We start from the raw sequence: 25108 nt of genomic DNA on the forward strand, positions 1-25108 counted from the left end.
CGATGAACGAATCCTGGCTCAATCAGACAGGCGATGCCGAAAAATCGAGACAAGCCGAAACAATCCAAGTTTGTCATAAAAAGTGTCAATAAAAAAAGTAAGTATCAGCACATACTCTATGGTCACTCGCCAGAGTTGGATTCCGGCTTTCGCCGGAATGACGTAACATACCACGTCCTTTCCAAATCAAGTCATACCGGCAAAGGCCGGTATTCAGTCCGACTTTTCTCGGGTGAGCTGAGTAATTTGTAACTGCTCAATAACTCCGGGCCACTGACCCACACAAAACACCTGGACCCCGACCTTCGCCGGGGTGACGACCGAGAGAACTCGCTATCGAGGCACTCCATTCCGTCATACCGGCGCAGGCCGGTATCCAGGCAGCACGGATCCGCGGTGGTTGGTGCCCTGCCTTATTGAGCCGTTACAGTAATTTTACCAAAAAACTATTGCAGTATGCCACCATGGGGATGTTTTGCCTGAACATTGTGGAAATGCATCTCAAGCTCCTGCAAAAAGACCATGGTGGCCAGCTCGATGCGCTGGATATCCGCTTCATCGAGTTGAACCTGTTCCAGTTTGAGATCATTCATCAGGGAACGCAAGGAATTAAGTTCCCCCACAAGGGAACCGGCTTCCCGCAACGATCTCAACTCGGATTCCATCTCCAGGATGGTTTGCAGGCAATTCATCAAGCGTGCTTTTTTTTGTGATTCCATGCTGTTGTGCTCAGCTGTGGGACTTGCCGAGATTATTCGAGGCCAGCCGCCACATTTTATAGGTTTCCTCGTACCCGGTAATGACGGTCTGCACAAGATGGGCGGCGTTGGAGTGGTCCTCCAGGTGCAGATACCAGTTGACGCCGTTGCGCAATGAGGCGTCGGGGTGCAGACTCGGTGCTTCAGTACCGATCAGGACGACGTTGACTGCTCGGCGACGCAGACCGGGCCATTCGTGGATTTTTTGCAGCACTTTCAGGTTTGGGGAAGACTGCTCCACAAGAATAAGTTCATATGCCGCGGTTTCAAGTTTTCGCAACGCCTCGTCCGGGTCCGTAACCGAAACAAGATAATGACCGCGTTGGTCGAGAACATCACTCAGGGCGCGCTGCCATGCCGGATGATGCAAACACAGGAAGGCAATTTTCGCACCCGGTGGATAGAAAGTGGTTTCCTCCGACCTTTCGAGAGGCGGGGAAGGAAGATGATCCGCAGGATTGTCCGGGTTTTGGGGAGCGGTGGGGTCAACGGCGAAGGACTGCTTGCACTGCGGACAGTTCAGGCGGAAGCGTTGCCCCGCCGGTATCTTTTCATCGGCAACGGACAACTGCTTGGCACAGTGGGGACAGGTCAAACGCATTACGATTTTCCTTCCTCAATTCCAGAGCCTGCGGCGTTCCAGAGGCTGTTCATGATTTGGATTGGTCATAGTTCAAGTCCAATTCCAGGCCTTCGATGTTTGTCACTTTTTCTCCGCGAATGGTCTTGATCCGGTTGATGGTCTGACCGAGACGGGAACGGTCCGAAGCCGTATCCATGGCTGTTTCCTCGGTGATCTGCTCCGCGGTGTACAGCTTGGCAAGATGCTGATCAAAGGTAAACATGCCGTAGGTTTCTCCGGTTTCCAGGACATTGTAGAAGGTCTTTTCACCGGATTCTCCATTGGAGATCAATTCCTTGATGCGCAAGGTATTGGCCATAACCTCCAATGCCGCAACCCGACCGCCGCCGATGCGCGGCATCAGCCGCTGCGAGACGACGTAACGCAGAGCCTGAGCCAGGCGTTGACGAATCAGGCGTTCTTCCGCCAACTCGAACATGCCGATGATGCGGTTGATGGTCTGTCCGGTGTCGCTGGTGTGCAGGGTGCCGAGCACCAGGTGCCCGGTCTCTGAAGCCTGGAGGGCGATTTCAATGGTTTCCTTGTCCCGGATTTCACCCACCAGAATCACCTTGGGCGCCTGGCGCAAGGCCGCGCGCAAACCTGAGGAAAACTGGTCGAAGTCCGTGCCGAGTTCGCGCTGGTTGACGGTTCCGCTTTTGTGGCGATGCATGAATTCCACGGGATCTTCAAGGGTCAGAATATGCTTGGCGTGGCGCTCGTTGATGGCGTCGATCAATGCGGCGAGGGTGGTTGACTTGCCGGTTCCCGTGCCGCCGGTGAGCAGGATCAGTCCGTATTGCTCGTTGGCCATCTGGTCGAAAAGGGGAGGCAGGTTGAGATCCCTGAGCGTGGGGATCTTGCTGGGCATTTTGCGCATGACGATGGCCGGCGAGCCCTGCTGAAAAAAAATATTGACCCGGAATCGGGAATATCCGGGAAGATCGTAGGAGAGATCACATGAGCCTTTCTCGATCAGGTCCTGAAACAGGCGCAGGCTGCCGGCATGCTTGTTCAGCATCATGCAAAAGGCCACGGATTCGATCTGAAACGGAACGAGCGGCCCCTGAAACAGCGACGTGAGCACGTCGGTCAATTTGCCGTGGACCTCGGCCTGGAGGCGTTTGCCCGCGGTGAACAGGATGTCCGAAGTGTCCGGGGCCTTGCCGAGAAGTTCGGCAATGGTGGCGTCCAGCTGGTTTTTATGCATGATCAGGCCTCGGTGAAATCCAGCGGCGGTTCGCTCAGGAAGTCGCGGAACTTGGATTTGACCACGGACTTGTTGTAGGCGTCCGAGGGGGAAATGATCCCGTCCTTGAGCAGCTTGAGAATGGCGTCGTCCAGGGATTGCATGCCATGCTTGCGGCCGGTTTCAATGACCGAGTTGATCTGGAAGGTCTTGTTTTCCCGGATCAGGTTGCGCACCGCCGGAACGCCCACGAGAATTTCCAGGGCCGCGGCCCGTCCCGGACGGTCAATGCGCTTGAACAGGTTCTGGGAAATGACTGCCCGCAGGGATTCGGAAAGCCCGGAACGGATCTGGCCCTGGACGTCCCCGGGAAAGACCTCGATGATCCGGTCGATGGTTTTGGAGGCGGAGATGGTGTGCAGGGTTGAGAAAACCAGGTGACCTGTCTCCGCAGCCTCGATGGCCAGCTCGATGGTTTCCAGGTCCCGCATTTCACCGACCATGATGATGTCCGGGTCTTCACGCAACGCGCCGCGCAGGGCCGACTTGAAACTCCTGGTATCCTTGCCCACTTCGCGGTGGTTGATCAGGCAGCTGATCGGTTCATGCACGAACTCGATGGGATCCTCGATGGTCAGGATATGATCCTTGCGGTGTCTGTTGGCGTAGTCCACAATGGCTGCCAGGGTCGTGGACTTGCCGCTTCCCGTCGGCCCTGTCACCAGGACCAGACCCTTGGGCAGCATGGCCAAATTCTTGAAAAGGGACGGCAGTTTCAAGTCGTCAATGGTCAGGATCTTCTGGGGAATTTCGCGGAACACGGCGGCACAGCCCCGGCGTTGTTGGAAAAAATTGACTCTATACCGGGCCAGATTGGGAATTTCATAAGAAAAGTCCACATCCCCGCTTTCTTCAAAATCCTTGATTTTCTGCTCCGGAGTTATTTCATAGAGTAATTTCTTGAGTTCCTCGTGTTCCAGCATCTTGTATTTGATCCGCTGCAGCTCGCCGTGCAGCCGGATGATCGGCTGGGAGCCCGAGGACAGGTGCAGGTCCGATGCACCGAGATCGTGCATCATCCGGAAAAAAGCATCAATTTGAGCCATGGGTCGTCCCCGTCAGGACCGATGCAGGTTGGAGGAGATGAGGGAATTATTCACGGTTGATCTGGCGGAAGAAGTGGTAAATGTACTTGGTGCCGGAGATCACGGTCAGGATCAGGGCGAGATGGAGCAGCAACAGGCCGATGGGTTGGGGATCGATTCCCCACCATGAATAGTGCAGGATCAGCGGACACAGGGCAACCACCTGGATGACCGCCTTGAATTTGCCGAAACTGTCCGCGGCAATGACATGCCCCTGATCCGCGGCAATGGCGCGCAGTCCGGTGACCGTAAGCTCACGGGCAATGATGACTATGGCCATCCAGGCCTGAACCCAGCCCAGGCTGACGAGCATGATCAGCACGGAACTGATCAGCAGCTTGTCCGCCAGGGGGTCAAGGAATTTTCCCAGGTTGGAAACAATGTTCCACCGGCGGGCAATGATCCCGTCGGCCAGGTCGGTCAATGCAACGAGGATGAACACGATCATGGCAACGGCATTGAGCGGCTTGCTCGGAAAATGCAACAGGAGCACCAGCACGGGAACGGCCAAAATGCGGGCCAGGGTGACTTTGTTGGCTGGATTGAGCATGTCTAGTTTCGGGCGGACCTGCGGCGATCGTAGTTGGAAAGCACCTTGCGCACGTAGTCTTGGGTTTCCCTGAAGGGCGGAATGCCGTTGTAGCGCTCAACGTTGGCCGGTCCGGCGTTGTAGGCCGCCAGGGCGAGAGAGATGTCGGGAAAGCGTTCCATGAGCATCTTCAGATAGCGGATGCCCGCCTCGATGTTCTCCTTGGGGTCAAACGGCGATATCAGGCCCAGATCCTGCTGCGTCGCGGGCATGATCTGCATCAGTCCCTGGGCGCCGGCCCGGGATATGGCCTGATGATTAAAGCCGGACTCCACCTCGATCACGGCCAGGATCAGGTGCGGGTCAATACCGTACTGCGCGCCGTACTGCTCCACGTATCTGGTAATGGAAGCCAGGTCCGCGCTGCTCATGCCGGAGCGGAATGAGAAAAAAGGACGGAACTTCGCGGACGTGGGAGTATCCGTAAAGTGCATGATCCCTTGCTCGTCCTTGTAGAAAAAAATGGTTCCAGCCAGGCATAAACCGGCCCAAAAGAGCAACAGCAGGATTGATCCGCCGAGTGCTCCCAGAATGAGAAGGATTTGATTTCGGTTCTTTTTTCTCATGCGCCTTCCTGCAGGTCGATCTTGAGCGTCATTATTCAGCTGAGGTTCCCGGCTTGGCTTGCAGCCTTGCCTCCCATTTGTTTGCGATCAGAATACGCTGGACAGCTACTCATGATCATCCTTTTTCAGCTTGCCGGCAATGGCCTCCAAGCTGTTCTCCGACGTCCGGATGACGGAATCCGCCAGATCAAGCAGCGCCTGTTTGGCCGGGGTGTCCTCATCCAGCATGACCACCGGCTTGCCCAGATCTCCGGCCACCACGGCCGCCGGATCCAAGGGAATCGCCCCGAGAAATTCCAGGCCGTATTTTTCCGCCAAGGCCTTGCCGCCGCCAGTCTTGAACAATTCAATCCTGCTTGTGCAGTGCGGACAGATCAACCCGCTCATGTTTTCGACAATCCCGAGTATATTGGCATGGGCGTACTGCAAAAAATTGATGGCCTTGCGCACGTCTGCCAGGGATATCTCCTGGGGAGTCGTGACAACAATGCTCAGTGCCTCTGGAATGGTTTTCAGGACGGTCATCGGCTCGTCCCCCGTGCCGGGTGGGGAGTCCACAACCAGAAAGTCGAGATGTCCCCAGTCTACATCGGCGATAAACTGCCGGATGGCCGCGGTTTTCATTGGCCCTCGCCAAAGGACGGCCTGGTCCGGGTCCTTCAGGATCGATTCCATGGACACCACAAAAAGGCGTTCACCATATTGCATGGGAGAAACCAACGCGCCGCGCTTGCTTTCCAGGGTGCCGGTCAGTCCCAGCAGGTGCGGAACGCTGGGGCCGTGAATGTCCACGTCCAGCAAGCCCACGCGATATCCTTTCAGGGACAGTGCCGCGGCAAGGTTCACGGCAATGGAGCTTTTGCCGACTCCTCCTTTGCCGCTCATCACGAAAAGCTTGAAACGGATGTTGTCCAGGGTGGATTTGATCAACTGGTCCTGAACGGCTGCCGCGGCGGAGCGGCCGCTTTTTTGTTGTGATGGGCAGGAAGAACAGGAGGATTCGTTTTTTTGATGTGATGATTTCGTCATGGTGTTGGTGTAATATTGAAAAAAGTTTTCGGGAAGCAGTCTGTCAGTTCAGGCATCGTCTGACAAGAATTAAATTGGTCCTCAATGAGAGCTCCATGCAGGGCAACTATTGCGCTTTCCTGAGTAAAAAGGAGAGATATCCGCCTTCGCGGGGATGACTGACTTGGAGACGTCATGAAAAACAAGGTCATTCCCGCGAAGGCGGGAATCCAGGTCATACTTGCCCCGATTCTTCAAAGCTGCCAATTTTCCGGTCCAAGCTGAGTGGTTTACCATGCATGGATGAGCAACCAGCCCAGATTCGCCCTCAGCCTGTCCTCACCAGCCATGGGCGCCGACTAGGTTGACGAACATGACTGCTCCCAGATTTGATTTCATGATCTTTCCATCACGCCTGGCAAACCGAATCAGTTCCTGACAGCGTTGCCTGACGCCTACGGGAATGATCATGATGCCGGGTTCACAGAGCTGATCCAGCAAAGGGGGGGGGACGTCCGGTCCTCCGGCGGTGACGATGATTCGATCAAAAGGACCTTCATTCGGCCAGCCCAGGGTTCCATCGTCGAGCTTCAGATGGACGTTAAAGTACCGCAGCCTGTTCAGCCGGGTGAATGCCGCGTTGTGCAGCGGCTTGACCCGCTCAACGGTATAAACCTCTGCCCCCATTTCAGCAAGAATTGCCGCCTGGTAGCCCGAGCCGGTACCGATTTCCAGAACCCGCATCCCCGGCTGGACATCCAGCATGGCGGTCATCAGCGCGACGGTAAACGGCTGGGAAATCGTCTGACCGTAACCAATCGGGAGAGGATGGTCCTCATGGGATTGGGCCCTCAGCGCCTCCTCCACGAAGAGATGACGCGGAACCTTACGCATGGCCGCGAGGACGGCGGCGTCCGTAATGCCCCGGGATTCGATCTGTTCGCGGACCATTCGCTCCCGCTTGCGTTTCGGATCAATGCTCAACCGCGTACTCCGGAAAAAAGCTGATGCTTCCTACTCATGAGGGGTAATTGTTGAAAAAACACTTTTTGAAAACAAATTTTCAGTGGCAAGTCAATGAAAACCCGTTTAAAGTGCTCCAGTTGAAGCATTTCGGGAACAGAATCGCGATGGGAACAGGAAAAAACCTGAGGAGGCCCAACCTCGGTTGCAACTACAGCAAACTCTGTTGCCGTTTGGCATCGGCATCGGCATCGGTATCGGTATCGGTTTCAAAAAACGAAGCCGTATAGTCAGCGGCAATCCCTTTTTCGAAACCGATACCGACCCCGATGCCGATAAGCGGAGGGAGATCGTTAACGGAACGTGTGTTGAGTCGTTACAAAGCGCAAAGCTTGCCCAAAGGCAAGCTTTGCGCGGAAGGTTCGTTTGTGAGAGGTATTGCCGAAGAAGGCCGGTTCAGGGAGCAGCCTTTTCTGCCGTGAGGGATTGAAGGCCCTGGATCACGACTTCCAGGGGCGGACGGATATTGATGTCCTGGACATGCAGAAAACGTATCACTCCGGCCTTGTCAATGAAAATCAACCCCCGTTCAGTGGTGCCGTCGGAGCGGAGCACCCCGTAGGACTGGGCTGCCTCACCATGGGGCCAGAAGTCGGAGAGCACCGGAAACCACAACCCTCCCATGGCCTGCACCCAGGAGTGCAATGTCGGGATGTTGTCCACGCTGATGCCGAGAATGACGGTTTCATGCTCGGTGAACACATCCTCCAGGATGTTGTATCCGGGCCACTGGTCCGAGCAAATCGGAGTCCAGGCCGCTGGGACGAAGGAGAGCATCACGTTTTTGCGGTCACGAAAGTCGCTCAGGGTGATGGTTTCGCCGTGAACGGCAGGCAAGGTGAAATCAGGGGCTTTATCACCGACCTGCACTTTGAGTTCGCTGTCAAGGGGTTGGAGATCGCTTACCTGGTAGACCTGGTCCATGATCCCGCCTGGATTGTCGGCCTTTGCGTTCACCGGAACACAAACAAGGGCGAACACCAAAAAGATGCTCAAGGTCGTGAAACGCAGTATTGTAAAGATAAAGTAAGGCATGGGTGATCCTTAGCGCATGGCTGATAACACTTGTTCAAGAAAGCTTTCCGGATCGCCAAAACTTCCCAGATGAGAAAGTCGAACCACGTGCCTGGAATTCGGCGCTTCTCCTTCTTGCTGTACCAGGACGTAGTAGGGGGTGCCAACACCGGCGAAAGCCTTGTGCAGGACATAGTCGGGATCCGTTATCATTGGAAAGGGAATGTCATATCTCTCACTGAAGAATTGAACCTCCATCCGGGAGTTGCCGGCGCCGATGCCCAGAATCTTGAGGTCGTCCGCCAGGCCTCTTTCCGCAATTTCGGCATACATTGCATTCACCGCGGGCGCTTCTTTCTGACAGATGGGGCAATACATGCTGAAGATCTGGATCAGCACGGCCCGGCCGTCAATGTCGGCGAGGGAAAAAGTCTCCGCGCCGTCCTGCAAGCCCAAATATTCACGGTGCTCCTGCACATCCTGGACGGGCAGCGTCAGATCTGGAAGGACATCGCCGATGCCGAAGGGACCATCCTGGGAGTTGGCGGGCTGATTGAGACCAAACAACAAGAGGGTGACAACAAGAATGATCAATCGATGCATGGTCATCTCCATTTTTTGACGGGGTGCAAGGGTGAGGGCCTTAGCATGCGCCTTGAGCTCCGGAGTGGCGACACGGAGGGCCGAACAAGGTGCGAATTCCTGAATAAACCAAACTTTGAAAGAAAGGTTCATCACACACTATAAAATCTACCCAGTTCGCAGTCGCAGTGCAAGAAAGACGGAATTGCGCAAACTATGGCATAAGTTAGTTATCCTCTTGTACATAAAGCAGGCCGACGCCGATCCAAAGTATAACGCGTCGCCTGCTTGTCAAGAGACGTATTGAGGCCGCGAATGGCGTGGAGGTTTCAAGGTAAAGAGGCGTTCTTCGCGCTTGTTGTCCTGAAAATTTTTCGTAACTATTCAGCACATACGGCGCATGACCATACTTCAGAACTGGATTCCGGCTTTCGCCGGAATGACGATCGGAGCAAACCGTTTCTTGTTGTCATACCGGCGAAGGCCGGTATCCAGGTCTTTTCTCCGGCACTGCTGAGTAATTACAATTTTTCATGCAAAGCCGTGATGGGTTCAAGTCAATCTGGAAAAACTGGACCCTGGTGCTTCAGCAGTAGCCGTCCATCCTCTTTTCCAATTTGGCCTTGTCAGGAATGCGACCGTATAAAGGACCTTCCTGCAGGATGGGAAATCGGGATTCGAACGTGGGGCGGTTATCATTGCGATAGAGGACCCCGATGGGAATCCGGTCGCCGAACTCCTGGGCCAGGTTCATGGCTTGTGCCCAGTCCGTCGGATCGTGGTCCGCGGGGATTTCATAGACCCGCTCCTTGTACCAGGAGAAGGTGTTCACCTTGTTGTAGGTGACGCAGGGCTGGAGGATGTCCACCAGGGCAAAGCCCGGAAAGGCATGAGCCTGCTGGATAAGATCCGTCAAATGATCCGTCATGCCGGCATATCCTCGGGCCACGAACCCGCCGTGCATGGCCACGGCAACGGCCACCGGGTTGAAGGAGTCCGAAGGCACGCCCCCTGGCTGGGCCTTTGTTTTCTGGCCTTGCATGGTGGTGGGGCTGGCCTGACCTTTTGTCAGGCCGTAGATCTGGTTGTCGTGCACGAGCATGGTGATATCCGGATTCCGGCGCAACGCGGCCAAAAAATGATTGCCGCCCTCGCCATAGGAGCATCCGTCGCCGCTTTCCACAAAGACATGGAGTTTCGGATTGGTCAGTTTTGCCCCGATGGCAGCGGGCAGGGCTCTTCCGTGGAGGCCGTTGAAGACGTTGCAGCGCAGGTAGTGAGGCGTCTTGGCCGCCTGCCCGATACCGGAAACCATGAGCACCTGGTGCGGAGCCAGGTCACTCTCGGCCAATGCCGACTTGAGTGACTTGAGAATGGAATGATTGCCGCAACCTGGACACCATGCCGTCTCGAAATCGCCGTAATCTTGTATTGTGGACATTCACTTTTCTCCTTGAAACGGTCCGAAGAACAATTTTCGTAACTACTCAGCTGAGGTCCGGGTTGCTTTGATTTTGCGGCCTCACCAACTCCTTCGCTGGCTTCGTAACACCGAAGCATTGCTTGAATAAACAACACTCGTGCTCCAGGAGTCCGGCAATGGTTCGGTGAACGAATCCTGGCTCAGTCAAACAGGCGAGACCGCAAAATCAAAGCAACCCGGACCATCCCTGCTTCAACTGCTGAATAGTTACCAATTTTCCAACCATGGCTACCCTTCCACGTTTTCCAGTTCCTTGATGATGTCAGCGGCGGTGAAAGGCAGACCGTCATAACGCAGGATGGTCCGTGAAAGGCTGTATTGGGTTTCGCGCTGGAGCAGAAGGGCGAACTGGCCCGTGGCATTGCCCTCGATGCAGATGGTTTCCTTGGCTTTTTCCATCCTGTCCAGAAACTGGTCAGGGCGCAGCGGCCAGACCTGACGAAAGTGCAGGACGCCGACATTTTTTCCACCATTGCGCAAGACTTCGGCGGCCTCTTCCGCCGGACCCAGGGTGGACCCCCAGCAGATCAGCAGGATATCGCTCTGCTCATCGCCAATATAGGTTGGAGCCAACGTGGCTTCCCGGATTTTTCGCCCTTTGGAAAGCCGTTTGTCCACCATGCGGACGCGAATGTTCAGGTCCTCGGTGATGTGGCCGTCCTCCGTATGTTCATCACTGTCCAGAACCACAAGGTGTTCCCCGGTTCCAGGAAGCAGGCGGGGGGAAAGGCCGTTTTCGGTGAAGGCGTAACGTTTGTAGGATTCCTGTTTTTCATCGGGCCGACCAGGCCGCGTCGGTTCATTGAGCATTTCCAGGTCGAAGGGCGGAATTGCCTGCATGGTATCCGCCAGGTATTGATCGGTCATGACGATCACCGGGCTTTGAAATTCTTCGGCCATGTCCACGGCGGCATGGGTCAGCCGGAAGCATTCCTCGACATTGCCGGGCGTCAGGATGGCGCGGGGAAATTCGCCGTGTCCGGCGTACAAGGCCAGGTTCAGGTCGGCCTGTTCGGTTCGCGTCGGCAGACCCGTTGCCGGGCCGGGTCGCTGCCCGAGGACTATGACCACGGGGGTTTCCGTCATTCCGGCCAGGCTGATGCCTTCGGTCATCAAGGCGAATCCCCCTCCCGAAGTGGGGACAAGGCTCGGCGCACCGGCATAGGAGGCCCCGATGGCCATGTTAATGGCGGCTATTTCGTCCTCGGCCTGTTCCACGACCAACCCGAAGTCCTTGGCGGCCGCGATCAGGTTCATGGCCACGCCCGTGGCGGGCGTCATGGGGTAGAATGCGCAAAATCGAATGCCGGCCGCCAAGGCGCCAAGCGCCACGGCATGGTTGCCGTCCAGAACCATGCGCTTGGTTTGTTTCCCGGCTTCCGGCAGCCGCAAGAACGTGATGTCCTGTTCAACGGCCCAATCCGTGGCTGCGGTGAGGACTTCATCGTTTGTATCCGCCACTTCTTGTTGCTTATGGGCGAAGGTTTCCTGAAGAAGGTTGGCGAGCACATCTTTGGGCAATCCCAGGACAGTGGCCAGGACACCCAGAGCAACAACGTTCGTGAATATTTTCTTTGGGGCCAGATCGGCAAAGGGAACCCGAAGAATTCGGGATTGATCCGGAACTTTTGAGTCGAATTTGCCTTCGGAATGTTCCGCGTCCACCATGATCAAGGACTTTTCAGCCAGTTCTGCGGCGTGCAAATTCACGGTTTCCTCATTCAGGGCCACAAGGATGTCCACCTCGTTCGCGGGAGCCTTCAGCGAGCCGGTCCCCGTGCGAAGAGACAATGTGTTGTGCCCGCCGCGAATCCGGGACTGGTAGCTCTGGGTCACAAATATTTCATAGCCTGTTCTGGCCAGGGCCTTGGCCAGCAGCGTGCCGACCGTGACCAGTCCCTGTCCGGCTTCCCCGCCGATCAGGATGTTTTTGGATGGGCGCATGTTCAGCTCCAGGTTTTGCTTGGGATGCGTGGGCAGACCGTCTTCTCCGCCGGAGCGGATTAGACTCCGGTAAAGAAGACGGTCATGGTGGTTCCTTGAGTACCGGCTTGAAAAGTACTTCGGGTGCTCTTGGCTAAAGCTTCCCGGTTGCGGGGCAAAATAAGGCGCGGGGTTGATGAGAGCGTGAAAGCTATGCCTGCGGCGTACAGGGACAAGCCGCGGCCCGCGTGGAGAGTTCCTGGTCGATCATGAACAGGCCTCCGCTGTTTTCGCCCATCAGCTTCAGTTTTTGAAGCACCGAGTTCACGCTGGCTTCCTCTTCCACCTGCTCCGTGACAAACCACTGCAGAAAGATGTTCGTGGCGTGATCTTTCTCGGAAATGGCCAAATCCACAAGGTTGTTGATCAGGCTGGTGACCTTCTGTTCATGCTCCAAGACCGCCTCGAAAACGGACTGCGGCGATTCCCAGGAGACAGGAGGCGCTTCAATGGCCTTGAGGGTGATCCTGCCTCCGCGCTCATTGATGAATGCATAGAACTTCATGGCGTGCGCGAGCTCTTCCTGGGCCTGCATGTTCATCCAATGGGCAAAGCCTTCCAGGTTCTGTTCGCTGAAATGAGCGGACATGGCCAGGTAAAGATAGGAAGAATAGAGTTCGGCATTGACTTGATCGTTCAGGGCATCCTCGATTTTTCTGGTCAGCATCGGGCCTCCGCATTTGTTGTGGATCCTGGAATGATCCGTTGAAAGGGATGAAAAATCGGCCGCGGCGCAGGCTGTATGGCAATTCACGACCCGACCCCTCGGACACGTCCCACCCGGATGTTCGACGTGATACGAATGAGCATCCGCGGTAGTGTTTTGAGGGGAATAGGCTGAAGACCATTTCCGCGTCATTAAAAAATTACAGCATCCCGGAGAAGAGGTAAAGTCGATACGCAGAAGGTTCTCGTATTCCTCGAATTCCGGCGTAGTGTTGCGTGTTCATCTCAATTCAGGCTGCAATGCCAGCCGAACCGGCCATTCGTGTTGCTGGGTACCTCCCCGGTGAAACACGGTTTGTAGCGAGAGTCAGCTGGACGAAGTCCGGTTTTTAAGAATAATGCCGGAATGGGTTGCGGCAATGGGAGGGGCAGGGTATTGGCTGCTCCGAGATGCATGTGCGCGGAGAATCCACTACAGCAAATGGAGAAAGCTCATGACGCAGAACGGCTTGAACACGGATATCTGGTCCCGGGCGTGGGCGATCATCCTGGCAGGAGGATCGGGCACCCGGCTGTGGCCCATGTCCCGATCGTTGCTGCCCAAGCAGCTCTTGGCCCTGAATGGAGAGAAAACCCTTTTGCAGCAAACGGCGCAGCGCCTGCTGGGAAAACTGCCACCGGAACGAATTGTCACCGTGACCAATGAAGAGCACTTTTTCGAGGTTTGCTCTCAACTCGCTGAACTCCACCCTGACCTGAAGCAGCATGTGCTCAAGGAGCCCATGGCCAGGAACACCCTCCCGGCGATCATGCTCGGTTTGGACCGGATCAGCTTGCACGAGGAAAAGTCGCTGGTGGGTATTTTTCCTTCCGACCACATGATCGGCGGACAGGAACAGTTCGAGTCAGATTGGGAACAGGCCGTGAAGCTGGCCGAGCAGGAATGGTTCGTCACCTTCGGCATTCCTCCGAAAAAGCCGGAAACAGGGTATGGATACATTGCCAAAGCCGAGGAATTGCATGCAAAGGCCTTCAGGGTGGCCGGCTTCGTGGAGAAACCGCCATTGGCCACGGCGCAGGAATTTGTATCCGGTGGGACCCATTACTGGAACAGCGGCATGTTCGTCGTCCCTGGTCCGGCTTTTTTGAAAGCGGTTGAGGAATTGCAGCCGGATTTGTGGGCCTGGTGGCAGGGGCGGGAAGCAAATCCCCTGGTCGAGGGGTATGCAGGCATCCCGGAGATATCCATCGACTATGGGATCATGGAGCAAGCCGGACGTTTGACCGTGGTCGAGGCCGGCTTCAACTGGGATGACCTGGGCAGTTGGGAAGCCATGTTTCGTATGGGAGACAAAAGCGATGACCAGTGTGTGATCACGGGAGATGTTTTGGCCCTGGATTGCCGGGAGAGTCTGCTTTTTTCATCGGGTGGCAAGCTTGCCGCGGTAGGTCTGGAGAAAATGGCCGTGGTCCAGACCAGGGACGCGACACTGGTCTGCCCGTTGGACCAGGTCCAACGGGTCAAGGATGTGGTTGGCCGGTTGAAGGCCGAGAAGTCGCCCCTTGTCGAGGCGCACGTCACGGTACGTAGACCCTGGGGCAGCTATACCGTCCTGGAAGAGGAACCATTTTACAAGATCAAAAGGATCATGGTTCATCCCGGCGCCCGGCTGAGCCTGCAGATGCATCATCACCGCAGCGAGCACTGGGTCGTGATCAAGGGCACGGCGCTGGTTCAGGTTGGAGAGCAGGAGATGGTTGTCGTGGAGAACCAGTCCGTGGACATCCCCAAAACCGCCAAGCATCGGTTGTCCAATCCGGGACGAGTTCCGGTGGAAATCATTGAAATCCAAAGCGGCCCGTATCTGGAGGAGGATGATATTGTCCGGTTTGATGATGTCTATGGGCGCAGCCCTTCCGGAAACACATCGGAAGCACAGTAGTGGAGTTCTTTTTGTGGAAACGTTCGTGCTGTTCGCTGCGGTCGCTGCCTGAAGCGATTTGAGGTTTTCCTGTTTCACGCCTGTCCCTGGTTCAAGGTCGGCACTTTACGAATGCTGACCAGAATGAAGGACAGATGTGCGCGTGCATGCAAATGGCTTGATTTCCAGAAGAAATCAAGCAGTTTTTGTTCGTGAATTATTTCATTTGTGCTTGACAGGACTTTGCTCTCTTGCATAGTGTGCCCAAAATTTGGGGTTCATGCAGGAACGTGAGGTTCTTTTCGTCATCAACATTACAGCATGTGAGGCAACATGATGGAAGAAAAGAAAGGGGGATCGAGTACGGGCGGAGTCGCTCTGCCGTTTGTGGTGGGTTTCGTGGCGGCTTTGATTTTTGGGTGGTTGATCATGCCGCAGTTGCTGTTCAGCAAGAAAACCCAACCGTTGGTTTTCACGCACCAGAACCATGTGGAATTGTATGGAATGTCTTGCGAAGATTGCCATTTCTATCGCAGTGATGGCTCATTCAGCGGTATCCCGTCCAATGCACAATGCGCCGACTGCCACTCCTTCGCCTTGGGGGATCATCCGGACGAAATCAGGTTCGTGGAAGAGTTTTATGAAAAAGGCATCGAGGTGCCCTGGCTGGTGTATCAGTACCAACCGGACAATGTCTTTTTTTCGCATGCCGCGCACAGGGAATACGACTGTACCACGTGTCACCCTGACGTAGGGAGCTCGAATACCTTGCCTCCCTACTTCGAAAACCGGTTGACCAAGTACAGCAAGGACACCATGAAGATGAAGACATGCGAACGGTGTCACGCCACAGTGGCCGCCGAGGAACCGGAACGTTTTTTTGGTGCTGCCAATGCCTGCCAGATCTGTCATAAATAGGAGAGGGGTGAAATAATGGCACTTAATCGGAGAAGTTTTCTCACGTTTGCTGCCGGGGGTGTTGCAGGAACCCTGTTCACCCCGGTGATTTGGAAATCCATTGACGACACGGCCATCTGGACCCAGAACTGGCCGTGGATTCCACGACTGGAATATGGTCCGCGCGCTTATGCCGCAACCACGTGCAAGCTCTGTCCCGCCGGTTGCGGGTTGAACATTCGCACTGCCGGTGGGCGTCCGGTTGCTGCTGAAGGCCGTACAGACCATCCACTGAGCCAGGGAGGCATCTGTCCGTTGGGAGCAGCAGCCGTGCAGCTGCTGTACAGTCCTGCCCGGATCAAGAGCCCGATGCAGAAGCAGGAAGACGGGACGCACCAACCGATCTCCTGGGAGCAGGCTGAGGCTCTTCTCCAGGAAAAATTGTCTGCCCAAAAAGGCAGAAGAAACAGCGTGGCCTGCATCAGCGGCGATGAGAATGGAACCATCAATGAACTCTTTTCCGCCTTTCTGGGCAAGCTGGGTTCACAATCATTGTTCCTGATGCCTGGTGAGACACTCGCTGCTTCTCGAGTCATGAAGCAGGGCAGCATCGGCTACGATATCGAGAACGCGGACCTTGTCGTGGCCTTCGGCGCCGACTTGCTGGACAGCTGGGGCACCATCGTCCGGAACAAAAAAGCATTTGGCGCATCCCGGCGCATCGGGGAAAATCCGAGCGTGGAGTACGTCTATGTTGGTCCCATGCAGAACAATACAGGGGCCGGGGCTGACCAGTGGATTTCCGTCGCTCCGGAACAGGAAGGCATTCTTGCTCTGGGAGTGGCCTACCACCTCCTGCAGAGCGGCCAGATGGCCGGCCAGGCCCATGATTACAGCGCCTATCGCAACCATGTCATGGGCAGATACACTCCGGAGTACGTGCAGCGCATGACGGGAGTCGCTCCGGAAATCGTAGCCTCCCTGGCTGAAAAGCTGCGTCGCGCCGACAGACCGTTGATCATTCCCGGCTCTTCCATTTCCCAGGGCGGGGGAGTGTTCAGCTTTGCTGCTGCATTGAGCCTGAACTTTCTGCTCAACAACCTTGATTCTCCCGGCGGCGTCTTCGTTCTGCCGGAATTGCCCCAGGCCGTTGCCGATGCCGAGGAGCGGTTCCAGATTCGTTCCAGGGATCTGGTGACCTATCTCCAGGGAGTTGCCGACGGTAAATCGGAAAAGCCCGCCGTATATCTTGTGTACGAAGCCAATCCGGTTTTCACCCTCCCCCAGGCTGATTCCCTGGCCAAAGCAATGCAGGATTCCTACCTGGTCAGCTTCAGCACTTTCTATGATGAAACAGCGGCACAGGCTGATCTGTTGTTGCCGACTTCCTATTTCCTGGAGCGTTTCGATGATGTCCAGACGCCTCACGGAGCCGGCTTTGCAAGCTACAGCCTGACCAGACCCGTGATTCAGCCTGTTTTCGACACGAAACCTACCGGAGACGTGCTGCTCAGTGTTGCCGAAAAGATGGGTCTTGATCTTGGTTTCGCCTCCTTTGACAAGGTGTTGGAGGCAAAAGTCGCGAACCTGACGGAGCTGGAAGGGTTCTTTACGGACAAGGTCCAGCCCTGGGAAGTTCGCGCCGGCGCCAGCGCTTCGGCCGCTTCCGGCAACCTCTGGCGCAGTATCTCCAGAGGGTCCGTTTGGGCTTCCACGCAAGTCCCTTATGATTCCGAAGTGCTTCTGGGAACACGAATCCTGACCCAGGCAGCCCCTCCGGAGACGGATGACTGGACGTTTCCCGTGCGTCTTGTGGCCATGGACAGCAGGACTTACGGCTCCAGGCACATCGCCATTCCCCCCTTCCTCTTGCCCCTTTTGGGCGAGCAGGAAATCCAGGGCAATACGTTTTACGTGTGGATGAATTCTGTGACAGCGAAAAACTATGGATTCGCTGCCCATGATTTGGTCAAATTGACCGGACCAACCGGAGAGATCACGGCCAGAGTGCGCATCTTCGAAGGTGTCGGTCCGAACATGGTGGCCGCTCCCCTGGGCTTCGGCCATACTGCATGGGATCAGTTCAGCCGGGGCAAGGGGGAAAATGTCTACAACGTATTGACCGTGCGGTACGAGCCGGGGACCGATCTGCCTGTCTGGGCCGACTCCCGGGTCCGCATTGCCAAAGCCTAGCAAAGGAAGGTTGAGCATATGGTTTTGTATCTCAAGGAATTCAAACACAAGTGGGGAATGGTCATTGACCTCGACAGTTGTACCGGTTGCGGAGCCTGCATGGTTGCATGTCAGGCGGAAAACAACATCGCCCCGCCGGTGGATGCGTCCGACAAGCGCTACAGCTTGACGTGGCTCCTGGTCTACGAACTCTCCAACAAGAGGCCGTATCCGGATCATGACGTGGCTTACTTGCCCAGGCCCTGCCTGCAATGCGGCAAACCGAACTGCGTTCCGGTCTGCCCGGTCATCGCCACGGACAAGAATCAGGAAGGCGGCATCGTCAGTCAGGTCAATGCCCGGTGCATCGGTTGCCGGTACTGCATGGCCGCCTGTCCCTATCATGCCCGGTATTTCAACTGGCATGATCCGGTCTGGCCTGAGGGCATGGAAAAAACCCTGACTCCGGACGTGTCGACCCGACCCCGAGGTGTTGTCGAGAAATGCCTCTTCTGTCACCACCGATTCATGTACGCCCGGGACAAGGCTCGCATCGAAGGCCGCGACCCGAACGCCCTGGCTGAAGGCGACTACATTCCGGCCTGCGTCGAGATGTGTCCCACTGGCGCCATCATCTTTGGAGATCTCAAGAATCCTGAGCACAAAGTGCACCAGCTTTCCAAAAGCGCCAATGCATTTCGGCTACTCGAACGATTGAACACCGATCCCCAAGTCTACTATTACAGCAAGCGGGAATGGGTGCGCAGGCTGGGTGACAATTACTTGGAACATGAAACGGTCGGAGGAGTCTAGCCATGAGCGATAAGGAATTATGGCCCGAAGGGGTCCAGCGCTGTTCTTTGAAGTTGTTCATAGCATGGATGGCGGTGGTTGTCGCAGTTCTGGCCTGGGGCGTCTACGCGGCCTACGTGGTATGGTCCCGCGGATTGATCGTCACGGGCATGGACAACTATTTCGCCTTTGGCCTGTACATCATCTTCGATCTGGGAGTCATCGCCCTCGGTGCAGGCGCGTTTTTCAGCGGACTGCTGTACTATCTTGTTCGTGTTGAAGGGTTGAAGAACATCATCAACCTGGCTGTCATCATTGGATTTATTTGCTATTCAGGTGCATTGTTGATCCTGACATTGGAAGTCGGTCAGCCCTTACGGGCCTGGTTTGGATTCTGGCACCCCAACGTTCACTCCATGCTCACGGAAGTAATCTTTTGCATCACCGTGTACATGCTGGTGCTGACCATTGAATTCATTCCCTTGATCCTGGAAAACCGTAAGTTGAACAAGATCAAGTTCCTGCATCACGTGGCGCACAACTTCCATGTCATCATGCCGTTGTTCGCCGGTGTCGGTGCATTCCTGTCCTTCTTTCACCAGGGCTCCCTGGGCGGCATGTACGGCGTGCTCTTTTCCCGGCCGTACGCATTTCGTGAAGGCTTCTTTATCTGGCCTTGGACCTTCTTTCTCTTCATCCTGTCCGCTGTTGCCTCCGGACCTGGTTTTACCATGCTCGTCGCCACGCTGATGGAGAAAATGACCGGGCGCAGGCTGGTGGATTTCAGCGTCAAGGCCTTGATGGGCAAAATCGCCGGGACCATGCTGGCCATTTACATGTTCTTCAAGCTGCTGGATACTTGGGGTTGGTATGCCGGTATTCTGCCACGGTCCGGATTGTCGTTTGACGAAATGTTTTACGGGCTGGCCTACGGCAAGTGGCTCTTGTTCTCGGAACTGATAATTTGCGGCGTTTTCCCTGCATTTCTGCTGTTGTACTCCAAAACCCGCAACACTCCCTGGATTCTGTACAGTGCCGCCATTCTCGCCTGTATCGGCGTCATCATCAATCGCTACGTTCAGACGGCACAGACGCTGGCTCACCCGGTCATGCCCTTTGATCGCTGGTACGTGTACGTACCAACCTGGGCCGAGTGGGCGCCCTCCCTGGCAATCATTGCCTACGGCGCGCTGATCCTCAGCCTGTCCTACCGCTACCTGCCCGTGTTCCCCCAGGAGCGGAAATTGAATCCGTAATCCAGTCCGAATTTTCGGCCTCAAAACGCTCCATCCTCTGGGATGGAGCGTTTTTTTTTCGAGTTTCCAAGAATATATGTTACTATTCAGCACATATACTTTATTCGGAAATCGGAATCGGGGTCGGACTCAGAATCGGTTTCGAAAACCATGAAATACCCTTTCACATGAATTCGCTTCGATCCCGATACCGATACCGACCCCGATTCCGAGCCAAACCCGACAAGTAAGTACTCAGCTTGAGGTCCGGCTTGCCTTGATTTTGCGGCCTCGCAAACTCCTTCGCCGGCTTCGTAACATCGAACCATTGCGTGAAAAAACAACACTTGGTGCTCCAAGCGTCCGGCAATGGTTCGATGAACGAATCCTGGTTCAGTCAGACATGCGATACCGCAAAATCAAGGCAAACCGGACCAGTTCCTGTCATTCATCAGTGTCTGCTGAGTAGTTACCCGGCAACAGCATTAGTTTGCTGAGTAGTTACATTTATTCGAGCAATGATTCGATATTACGAATCCGGCAAAGGAGTTGCGATGCTGAAAAATCGAGACAAGCCGGAACGAAGCTGAATAGTTGCCGTGAATTTTTCAGGAAGAGATGAGAATAAAAAAAAATCCATCAGACCCCTTGCCTTTTGGAGCAAGGGCATGTAGAAGTCTCCTCTTTGTGGCTGGCGTAGCTCAACGGTAGAGCAGCTGACTTGTAATCAGCAGGTTGCGGGTTCAAATCCCATCGCCAGCTCCACGAACAGAGTGGAGGGGTTCCCGAGTGGCCAAAGGGAACAGACTGTAAATCTGTCAGCGTAAGCTTTCGGAGGTTCAAATCCTCCCCCCTCCACCATTTTTTTTTGACAAAGCTGTAGGAGACAGGACGATCAGGGCCTGTTGCTGGACTACACCTCATAGTCAGCGCCTGTGCGGGAATAGCTCAATTGGCTAGAGCATCAGCCTTCCAAGCTGAGGGTTGCGGGTTCAAGTCCCGTTTCCCGCTCCAAATGGCCCCCTCTCGCTCCAAGCAGCAAGGTTGGCCCACATAGCTCAGTCGGTAGAGCACTTCCTTGGTAAGGAAGAGGTCACCGGTTCAAGTCCGGTTGTGGGCTCCATGTTTCTTTGTCTCAAAAAATCAATTCAAATACTAGACTCGTGTCGCATTTTCGCCACCATAGGCATAAATTTCATTTAAAAATCTTGTAGGGGGATCGTATGGGCAAGGCAAAGTTTGAGCGGAACAAACCGCACGTAAATGTTGGCACCATCGGTCACATCGACCACGGTAAAACCACCTTGACGGCGTCGATCACCAAGATGCTCAGCATCAAGGGTGGAGCGAGTTATGTTCCTTTCGATCAGATCGACAAGGCTCCTGAGGAAAAGGAACGCGGCATCACCATTGCCACGGCTCACGTTGAGTACGAGACCGCCAACCGGCACTATGCCCACGTGGACTGCCCCGGTCACGCCGACTACATCAAGAATATGATCACCGGCGCGGCGCAGATGGACGGCGCAATTCTTGTTGTCGCCGCCACGGATGGTCCCATGCCCCAGACCCGGGAACACATTCTCCTGGCCCGCCAGGTCGGCGTACCGTGTCTTGTGGTGTTCATGAACAAGGTTGATCTTGTGGACGATCCGGAACTTTTGGAACTGGTCGAGCTGGAAGTGCGTGAGCTTCTCTCCAAGTACGGTTTCCCCGGCGACGATGTGCCCGTGATTCAGGGCAGTGCTCTGAAGGCCCTGGAATCCGACAGTCCGGACAGCGACGAAGCCAAGTGCATCTTTGATTTGATGGCCGCCCTGGACAGCTACGTCCCTGAGCCGGTTCGCGATATCGACAAGCCTTTCCTGATGCCCATTGAAGACGTGTTCAGCATTTCCGGTCGCGGTACCGTGGTCACCGGACGCGTGGAGCGCGGCGTGATCAAGGTCGGCGAGGAAGTTGAGATCGTCGGCATCAACGAAACCCGCAAGACCGTCTGCACCGGCGTTGAAATGTTTCGCAAGCTGCTGGACCAGGGCCAGGCCGGCGACAACATCGGCGCTCTTTTGCGCGGCGTGAAGCGCGAGGACGTGGAACGGGGCCAGGTGCTTGCCGCTCCCAAATCCATTACGCCCCACCGTCGTTTCGTGGCTGAGGTGTACGTTTTGTCCAAGGAAGAAGGCGGGCGCCATACTCCCTTTTTCAGCGGATATCGTCCCCAGTTTTACTTCCGGACCACGGACATCACCGGCGTGGTGACCTTGGCGGAAGGAGTTGAAATGGTCATGCCCGGGGACAATGCGACGTTCAACGTTGAATTGATCGCTCCCATTGCCATGGAACTCGGCGTCCGTTTCGCCATCCGTGAAGGCGGCCGCACCGTGGGCGCCGGCGTCATCTCCGAAATCATCGAATAGTTCAGCCGAAGGACTTACCATGCGCATCAATATTTTGCTGGCTTGCCTTGACTGCAAGCGACGCAATTATGCAACAGAGAAGAACAAGAAAAACACCACGGGACGGATTGAAATGAAGAAGTTTTGTCCTTTTTGTGGCGGGCACCGGGTGCACCGGGAAACCAAGTAATCATTGCCTTCTCTGATCCGCAGGCCAGTAGCTCTAACGGTTAGAGCACCGGACTCCAAATCCGGGGGATGGGGGTTCGAATCCCTCCTGGCCTGCCAATTTTTTTTATGGGTTTAAATATGGCGAAATTACAATCAAGTGATGACAAGAAAGCTCCTTCTGGACGCTTTGAGATCAAGGAAAAAGCGCTCCAATTGAAAGATTTCTTCGAGAAATCCAAGCTGGAGCTGAAGAAGGTCACATGGCCGACCCGCAAGGAAACAACCTCCACATGTCTGGCTGTTGTCGTGTTGGTAGTGCTGATGTCGCTTTTTCTTGGTGTCGTTGATCTTGGATTGTCAAAAATTGTTGAAGTAGTTCTTTACTAGTTCTCGACGAATCAGCGCGTTGAATCAGTCAGCCCGGAATCATCTTATGGAATTGAATGCACCGAAGCCGGAATGGTATATAGTTCACACCCACACGGGCTTTGAACAGCGTGTGGAGCGGACTCTCCGGGAAATGATCCGCACCAACAGAGCTCTTGGACTGATCGAGGAAATCGTCGTACCAACTGAGAAGGTCGTAGAACTCGTCAAGGGGGAGAAGAAAACTTCCACACGGAAATTTTACCCCGGATACATCATGGTCAAGATGGTTTTGACTGATGAATCTTGGCACCTTGTTCAATCGTTGCCTCGGGTAACGGGTTTTTTGGGCGGAAAGAACAGACCATTGCCCATGCCGGAAAGAGAGGCATTGAAGATCCTCAGCATGATGGAAACCCGCCAAGAACAGCCGCGTCCGAAGTTTTCATTCGAGCGGGGTGATGAAGTGCGTGTCATTGATGGACCGTTCGCGAACTTCAACGCCGTTGTGGAAGAAGTCAACTACGACAAGGGAAAGCTGAAAGTCACCGTTTCCATTTTTGGCAGACAGACTCCGGTGGAACTGGAATTCGTTCAGGTAAGTAAAACATAATCCTGCGCATGTGGGAATTTGGTAGGTAATTTATGGCTAAAAAGATCAAAGCAAAAATCAAGCTTCAGGTTCCCGCCGGAGCTGCCAACCCGTCTCCTCCCGTAGGCCCCGCCCTGGGCCAGCATGGCGTGAACATCATGGAGTTCTGCAAGAGCTTCAATGCCAAGACCCAGGACCAAAAGGGCATGATCACGCCTGTGATAATCACGGTATATGCCGACAGGACCTTTACATTTGTCACGAAAACGCCTCCTGCATCGGTTTTGCTGTTGAAAGCCGCAAAACTTGACAAGGGTTCAGGCGAACCGAACAAAAACAAGGTCGGCAAGGTGTCCAAGTCCCAAGTTGAAGAAATCGCCAAATTGAAAATGCCGGATTTGACCGCGATGAGCCTTGACGCCGCCATGCTGAGCATCATGGGAACTGCTCGAAGCATGGGGATTGAAGTCGAAAACTAGGCAATAGGATAAAGATCATGCCCACACACGGAAAAAAATATCGCAATTCTGTCCAGGATCTGGACCTGAAAAACAAGTTCCCGGTCAAGGACGGCTTGGATCTCGCTTTACGCCTTGCCTATGCTAAATTTGACGAAACCGTCGATGTCGCAGTGTGTCTTGGCGTTGACCCCAAATACTCCGATCAAATGGTCAGGGGCGCGGTAACGCTGCCGCACGGTCTTGGCAAGGTTGTCCGTGTTGCCGCTTTTTGCAAAGGCGACAAGGAAGCCGAAGCCAAGGAAGCCGGCGCTGATATTGTCGGCAACGATGATTTGATTGAAAGAATCAAGGGCGGCTGGCTTGAATTTGATCAGGCTGTGGCTACCCCGGATATGATGGCGCAGATCGGTAAAATCGGGCGAATACTCGGACCACGCGGGTTGATGCCGAATGCAAAGACTGGAACCGTAACCTTCGATATCGGAAAGGCAGTCAAAGAGATGAAAGCCGGTCGAGTCGAGTTCAAGGTGGACAAAGCCGGGGTCATCCATTCGCCGCTGGGAAAAGTTTCCTTTGGTGCGGACAAGCTTGTGGATAATCTGCGTACCGTCATTGACACCCTTGTACGCCTGAAGCCTTCCTCAGCCAAGGGCACTTACCTGCGAGCCATGGCGATTTCGACAACCATGGGGCCCGGCATCAAGATCGACATTCAAACCATGCCGCGAGACTAGATTCGACAGATTCTTCTCTACAGCATCATCCTTTCGATCAAGCCCTTTTTTCAGATTGTAAATTTTTTGATGGCATTCGGGAGTCAAAGACAGCAGGTGGAGCAATTCCTTAATGTCCTGCCGAGACACCACTTTGGCTCTTCTTTGCCGTACTACGCCGCAAAGGAGGTGAGATCACGTGAACAGAACGCAAAAAGGCGAAGTTATTGAGAAACTGAGAGGCAAGGCAGCTAATGCGAATATTGCCATCGTTACAGACTTCAAGGGTCTCAAGGTGGAGGAAGTCACTCCGCTGAGAGTCAAACTGCGAGAATCCGGAGTAGACTATCATGTTGTCAAAAACACTCTGGCTCGCATTGCCCTGGATGGGTCTCAGCATGAAATTCTGAAGGATTCCCTGAAAGATTGTTGCGCAATCGCTTTTACAACGGGAGATCCTGTAGCCGCCGCCAAAATCATTGTTGAATTTGACAAGGGCTCCAAAAATTTCAATACCCGCTTTGCCAGCCTCGAAGGCAAGTTTCTCACCAAAACCCAGATAGAAGATTTGGCCAAGTTGCCGAGCAAGGAAGTACTGCTGGCCATGACCCTGGGAACGATGAATGCCGTTCCGACCAATTTTGTTGGTTTATTCGCCAATATTTTGCGGAATTTCCTGTATGCCTTGAATGCAATCAAGGAACAAAAGGAACAACCCGAGTCCGTTTAATCTCAAGAGCCAAAGTAGATACCAGGAGGAATG

At 54.7% G+C, this 25108-nt stretch carries 25 protein-coding genes and 5 tRNA genes; 17 read left to right on the top strand and 13 right to left on the bottom strand.

What is annotated here, in order from left to right:
- Window positions 1–446: 446 nt before the first annotated feature.
- The 13 genes from ACYQ15_RS20035 to ACYQ15_RS20095 all read right to left on the bottom strand — a co-directional run bounded on the left by ACYQ15_RS20035 (window position 447) and on the right by ACYQ15_RS20095 (window position 12629).
- Entirely contained in the window at window positions 447–719 is a 273-nt protein-coding gene (locus ACYQ15_RS20035; protein ID WP_459939253.1) for a hypothetical protein, read from the bottom strand.
- Window positions 720–729: 10 nt separating this feature from the next.
- A complete protein-coding gene (locus tag ACYQ15_RS20040; protein ID WP_459939254.1) occupies window positions 730–1359 on the bottom strand; it encodes a zinc-ribbon domain-containing protein in 630 nt (209 codons plus the stop codon).
- 49 nt (window positions 1360–1408) lie between these two features.
- Window positions 1409–2590, bottom strand: a complete 1182-nt coding sequence (locus tag ACYQ15_RS20045; RefSeq protein ID WP_459939255.1) for a type IV pilus twitching motility protein PilT — start codon at window positions 2588–2590, stop codon at window positions 1409–1411.
- A 2-nt stretch (window positions 2591–2592) separates the two neighbouring features.
- Window positions 2593–3675 (bottom strand): type IV pilus twitching motility protein PilT, encoded by a 1083-nt coding sequence (locus ACYQ15_RS20050; protein WP_459939256.1) that lies wholly within the window; start codon window positions 3673–3675, stop codon window positions 2593–2595.
- A gap of 46 nt (window positions 3676–3721) precedes the next feature.
- Window positions 3722–4264: a CDP-diacylglycerol--glycerol-3-phosphate 3-phosphatidyltransferase gene (gene pgsA / locus ACYQ15_RS20055; RefSeq protein WP_459939257.1), complete on the bottom strand. Its 543-nt coding sequence runs from the start codon at window positions 4262–4264 to the stop codon at window positions 3722–3724.
- 2 nt (window positions 4265–4266) lie between these two features.
- Window positions 4267–4869: a transglycosylase SLT domain-containing protein gene (locus tag ACYQ15_RS20060; protein WP_459939258.1), complete on the bottom strand. Its 603-nt coding sequence runs from the start codon at window positions 4867–4869 to the stop codon at window positions 4267–4269.
- Window positions 4870–4974: 105 nt separating this feature from the next.
- Window positions 4975–5898: a P-loop NTPase gene (locus tag ACYQ15_RS20065; RefSeq protein ID WP_459939259.1), complete on the bottom strand. Its 924-nt coding sequence runs from the start codon at window positions 5896–5898 to the stop codon at window positions 4975–4977.
- A 318-nt stretch (window positions 5899–6216) separates the two neighbouring features.
- Complete coding sequence (locus ACYQ15_RS20070; protein ID WP_459939260.1) at window positions 6217–6861, bottom strand: protein-L-isoaspartate(D-aspartate) O-methyltransferase; 645 nt, start codon at window positions 6859–6861, stop codon at window positions 6217–6219.
- A 435-nt stretch (window positions 6862–7296) separates the two neighbouring features.
- The gene (locus ACYQ15_RS20075) at window positions 7297–7935 is read right to left on the bottom strand and encodes a peroxiredoxin (RefSeq protein WP_459939261.1); all 639 of its coding nucleotides are present in this window, start codon (window positions 7933–7935) and stop codon (window positions 7297–7299) included.
- Between the two features lie 9 nt (window positions 7936–7944).
- A complete protein-coding gene (locus ACYQ15_RS20080) occupies window positions 7945–8517 on the bottom strand; it encodes a peroxiredoxin family protein (RefSeq protein WP_459939262.1) in 573 nt (190 codons plus the stop codon).
- A 565-nt stretch (window positions 8518–9082) separates the two neighbouring features.
- Entirely contained in the window at window positions 9083–9937 is an 855-nt protein-coding gene (locus ACYQ15_RS20085; RefSeq protein ID WP_459939263.1) for a thiamine pyrophosphate-dependent enzyme, read from the bottom strand.
- Between the two features lie 270 nt (window positions 9938–10207).
- Complete coding sequence (locus ACYQ15_RS20090) at window positions 10208–11923, bottom strand: 2-oxoacid:acceptor oxidoreductase subunit alpha (protein WP_459939264.1); 1716 nt, start codon at window positions 11921–11923, stop codon at window positions 10208–10210.
- 190 nt (window positions 11924–12113) lie between these two features.
- Entirely contained in the window at window positions 12114–12629 is a 516-nt protein-coding gene (locus ACYQ15_RS20095; protein ID WP_459939265.1) for a ferritin, read from the bottom strand.
- A 493-nt stretch (window positions 12630–13122) separates the two neighbouring features.
- Between ACYQ15_RS20095 and ACYQ15_RS20100 the strand changes: the two genes are divergently transcribed.
- The 17 genes from ACYQ15_RS20100 (at window position 13123) to rplJ (ending at window position 25075) form a co-directional block, all read left to right on the top strand.
- On the top strand, window positions 13123–14571 hold the full coding sequence (locus tag ACYQ15_RS20100) for a mannose-1-phosphate guanylyltransferase/mannose-6-phosphate isomerase (RefSeq protein WP_459939266.1): 1449 nt from the start codon (window positions 13123–13125) through the stop codon (window positions 14569–14571).
- Window positions 14572–14886: 315 nt separating this feature from the next.
- Window positions 14887–15468, top strand: a complete 582-nt coding sequence (qrcA, locus tag ACYQ15_RS20105) for a menaquinone reductase multiheme cytochrome c subunit QrcA (RefSeq protein ID WP_459939626.1) — start codon at window positions 14887–14889, stop codon at window positions 15466–15468.
- A gap of 15 nt (window positions 15469–15483) precedes the next feature.
- Window positions 15484–17640: a menaquinone reductase molybdopterin-binding-like subunit QrcB gene (gene qrcB / locus ACYQ15_RS20110; protein WP_459939267.1), complete on the top strand. Its 2157-nt coding sequence runs from the start codon at window positions 15484–15486 to the stop codon at window positions 17638–17640.
- An 18-nt stretch (window positions 17641–17658) separates the two neighbouring features.
- Complete coding sequence (gene qrcC / locus ACYQ15_RS20115; RefSeq protein WP_459939268.1) at window positions 17659–18432, top strand: menaquinone reductase iron-sulfur cluster-binding subunit QrcC; 774 nt, start codon at window positions 17659–17661, stop codon at window positions 18430–18432.
- A gap of 2 nt (window positions 18433–18434) precedes the next feature.
- A complete protein-coding gene (gene qrcD / locus ACYQ15_RS20120) occupies window positions 18435–19667 on the top strand; it encodes a menaquinone reductase integral membrane subunit QrcD (protein ID WP_459939269.1) in 1233 nt (410 codons plus the stop codon).
- A gap of 669 nt (window positions 19668–20336) precedes the next feature.
- A tRNA-Thr gene (locus ACYQ15_RS20125) sits at window positions 20337–20411 on the top strand.
- 10 nt (window positions 20412–20421) lie between these two features.
- Window positions 20422–20507: transfer RNA gene (locus ACYQ15_RS20130), tRNA-Tyr, on the top strand.
- A gap of 76 nt (window positions 20508–20583) precedes the next feature.
- Window positions 20584–20660, top strand: a tRNA-Gly gene (locus ACYQ15_RS20135).
- A gap of 33 nt (window positions 20661–20693) precedes the next feature.
- Window positions 20694–20769: transfer RNA gene (locus ACYQ15_RS20140), tRNA-Thr, on the top strand.
- Between the two features lie 100 nt (window positions 20770–20869).
- Window positions 20870–22063 (top strand): elongation factor Tu, encoded by a 1194-nt coding sequence (gene tuf / locus ACYQ15_RS20145; protein ID WP_459939270.1) that lies wholly within the window; start codon window positions 20870–20872, stop codon window positions 22061–22063.
- A 19-nt stretch (window positions 22064–22082) separates the two neighbouring features.
- Entirely contained in the window at window positions 22083–22232 is a 150-nt protein-coding gene (rpmG, locus tag ACYQ15_RS20150) for a 50S ribosomal protein L33 (protein ID WP_459939271.1), read from the top strand.
- Window positions 22233–22253: 21 nt separating this feature from the next.
- Window positions 22254–22330 (top strand) — tRNA-Trp (locus ACYQ15_RS20155).
- A 21-nt stretch (window positions 22331–22351) separates the two neighbouring features.
- Entirely contained in the window at window positions 22352–22600 is a 249-nt protein-coding gene (gene secE / locus ACYQ15_RS20160) for a preprotein translocase subunit SecE (RefSeq protein ID WP_459939272.1), read from the top strand.
- A 46-nt stretch (window positions 22601–22646) separates the two neighbouring features.
- Window positions 22647–23192, top strand: coding sequence for a transcription termination/antitermination protein NusG (nusG, locus tag ACYQ15_RS20165; protein WP_459939273.1), 546 nt, complete (start codon window positions 22647–22649; stop codon window positions 23190–23192).
- A 32-nt stretch (window positions 23193–23224) separates the two neighbouring features.
- Window positions 23225–23650: a 50S ribosomal protein L11 gene (gene rplK / locus ACYQ15_RS20170; protein ID WP_459939274.1), complete on the top strand. Its 426-nt coding sequence runs from the start codon at window positions 23225–23227 to the stop codon at window positions 23648–23650.
- 17 nt (window positions 23651–23667) lie between these two features.
- The gene (gene rplA, locus ACYQ15_RS20175) at window positions 23668–24366 is read left to right on the top strand and encodes a 50S ribosomal protein L1 (RefSeq protein WP_459939275.1); all 699 of its coding nucleotides are present in this window, start codon (window positions 23668–23670) and stop codon (window positions 24364–24366) included.
- 178 nt (window positions 24367–24544) lie between these two features.
- Window positions 24545–25075: a 50S ribosomal protein L10 gene (gene rplJ, locus ACYQ15_RS20180; RefSeq protein WP_459939276.1), complete on the top strand. Its 531-nt coding sequence runs from the start codon at window positions 24545–24547 to the stop codon at window positions 25073–25075.
- Window positions 25076–25108: the final 33 nt, after the last annotated feature.

The organism is Desulfonatronum parangueonense (genome assembly GCF_054656975.1).

Coding starts and splice junctions, on each gene's coding strand:
- ACYQ15_RS20035 (WP_459939253.1), bottom strand. CDS start 719: ATGGAATCACAAAAAAAAGCACGCTTGATGAATTGCCTGCAAACCATC.
- ACYQ15_RS20040 (WP_459939254.1), bottom strand. CDS start 1,359: ATGCGTTTGACCTGTCCCCACTGTGCCAAGCAGTTGTCCGTTGCCGAT.
- ACYQ15_RS20045 (WP_459939255.1), bottom strand. CDS start 2,590: ATGCATAAAAACCAGCTGGACGCCACCATTGCCGAACTTCTCGGCAAG.
- ACYQ15_RS20050 (WP_459939256.1), bottom strand. CDS start 3,675: ATGGCTCAAATTGATGCTTTTTTCCGGATGATGCACGATCTCGGTGCA.
- pgsA (WP_459939257.1), bottom strand. CDS start 4,264: ATGCTCAATCCAGCCAACAAAGTCACCCTGGCCCGCATTTTGGCCGTT.
- ACYQ15_RS20060 (WP_459939258.1), bottom strand. CDS start 4,869: ATGAGAAAAAAGAACCGAAATCAAATCCTTCTCATTCTGGGAGCACTC.
- ACYQ15_RS20065 (WP_459939259.1), bottom strand. CDS start 5,898: ATGACGAAATCATCACATCAAAAAAACGAATCCTCCTGTTCTTCCTGC.
- ACYQ15_RS20075 (WP_459939261.1), bottom strand. CDS start 7,935: ATGCCTTACTTTATCTTTACAATACTGCGTTTCACGACCTTGAGCATC.
- ACYQ15_RS20080 (WP_459939262.1), bottom strand. CDS start 8,517: ATGCATCGATTGATCATTCTTGTTGTCACCCTCTTGTTGTTTGGTCTC.
- ACYQ15_RS20085 (WP_459939263.1), bottom strand. CDS start 9,937: ATGTCCACAATACAAGATTACGGCGATTTCGAGACGGCATGGTGTCCA.
- ACYQ15_RS20090 (WP_459939264.1), bottom strand. CDS start 11,923: ATGCGCCCATCCAAAAACATCCTGATCGGCGGGGAAGCCGGACAGGGA.
- ACYQ15_RS20095 (WP_459939265.1), bottom strand. CDS start 12,629: ATGCTGACCAGAAAAATCGAGGATGCCCTGAACGATCAAGTCAATGCC.
- ACYQ15_RS20100 (WP_459939266.1), top strand. CDS start 13,123: ATGACGCAGAACGGCTTGAACACGGATATCTGGTCCCGGGCGTGGGCG.
- qrcA (WP_459939626.1), top strand. CDS start 14,887: ATGGAAGAAAAGAAAGGGGGATCGAGTACGGGCGGAGTCGCTCTGCCG.
- qrcB (WP_459939267.1), top strand. CDS start 15,484: ATGGCACTTAATCGGAGAAGTTTTCTCACGTTTGCTGCCGGGGGTGTT.
- qrcC (WP_459939268.1), top strand. CDS start 17,659: ATGGTTTTGTATCTCAAGGAATTCAAACACAAGTGGGGAATGGTCATT.
- qrcD (WP_459939269.1), top strand. CDS start 18,435: ATGAGCGATAAGGAATTATGGCCCGAAGGGGTCCAGCGCTGTTCTTTG.
- tuf (WP_459939270.1), top strand. CDS start 20,870: ATGGGCAAGGCAAAGTTTGAGCGGAACAAACCGCACGTAAATGTTGGC.
- rpmG (WP_459939271.1), top strand. CDS start 22,083: ATGCGCATCAATATTTTGCTGGCTTGCCTTGACTGCAAGCGACGCAAT.
- secE (WP_459939272.1), top strand. CDS start 22,352: ATGGCGAAATTACAATCAAGTGATGACAAGAAAGCTCCTTCTGGACGC.
- nusG (WP_459939273.1), top strand. CDS start 22,647: ATGGAATTGAATGCACCGAAGCCGGAATGGTATATAGTTCACACCCAC.
- rplK (WP_459939274.1), top strand. CDS start 23,225: ATGGCTAAAAAGATCAAAGCAAAAATCAAGCTTCAGGTTCCCGCCGGA.
- rplA (WP_459939275.1), top strand. CDS start 23,668: ATGCCCACACACGGAAAAAAATATCGCAATTCTGTCCAGGATCTGGAC.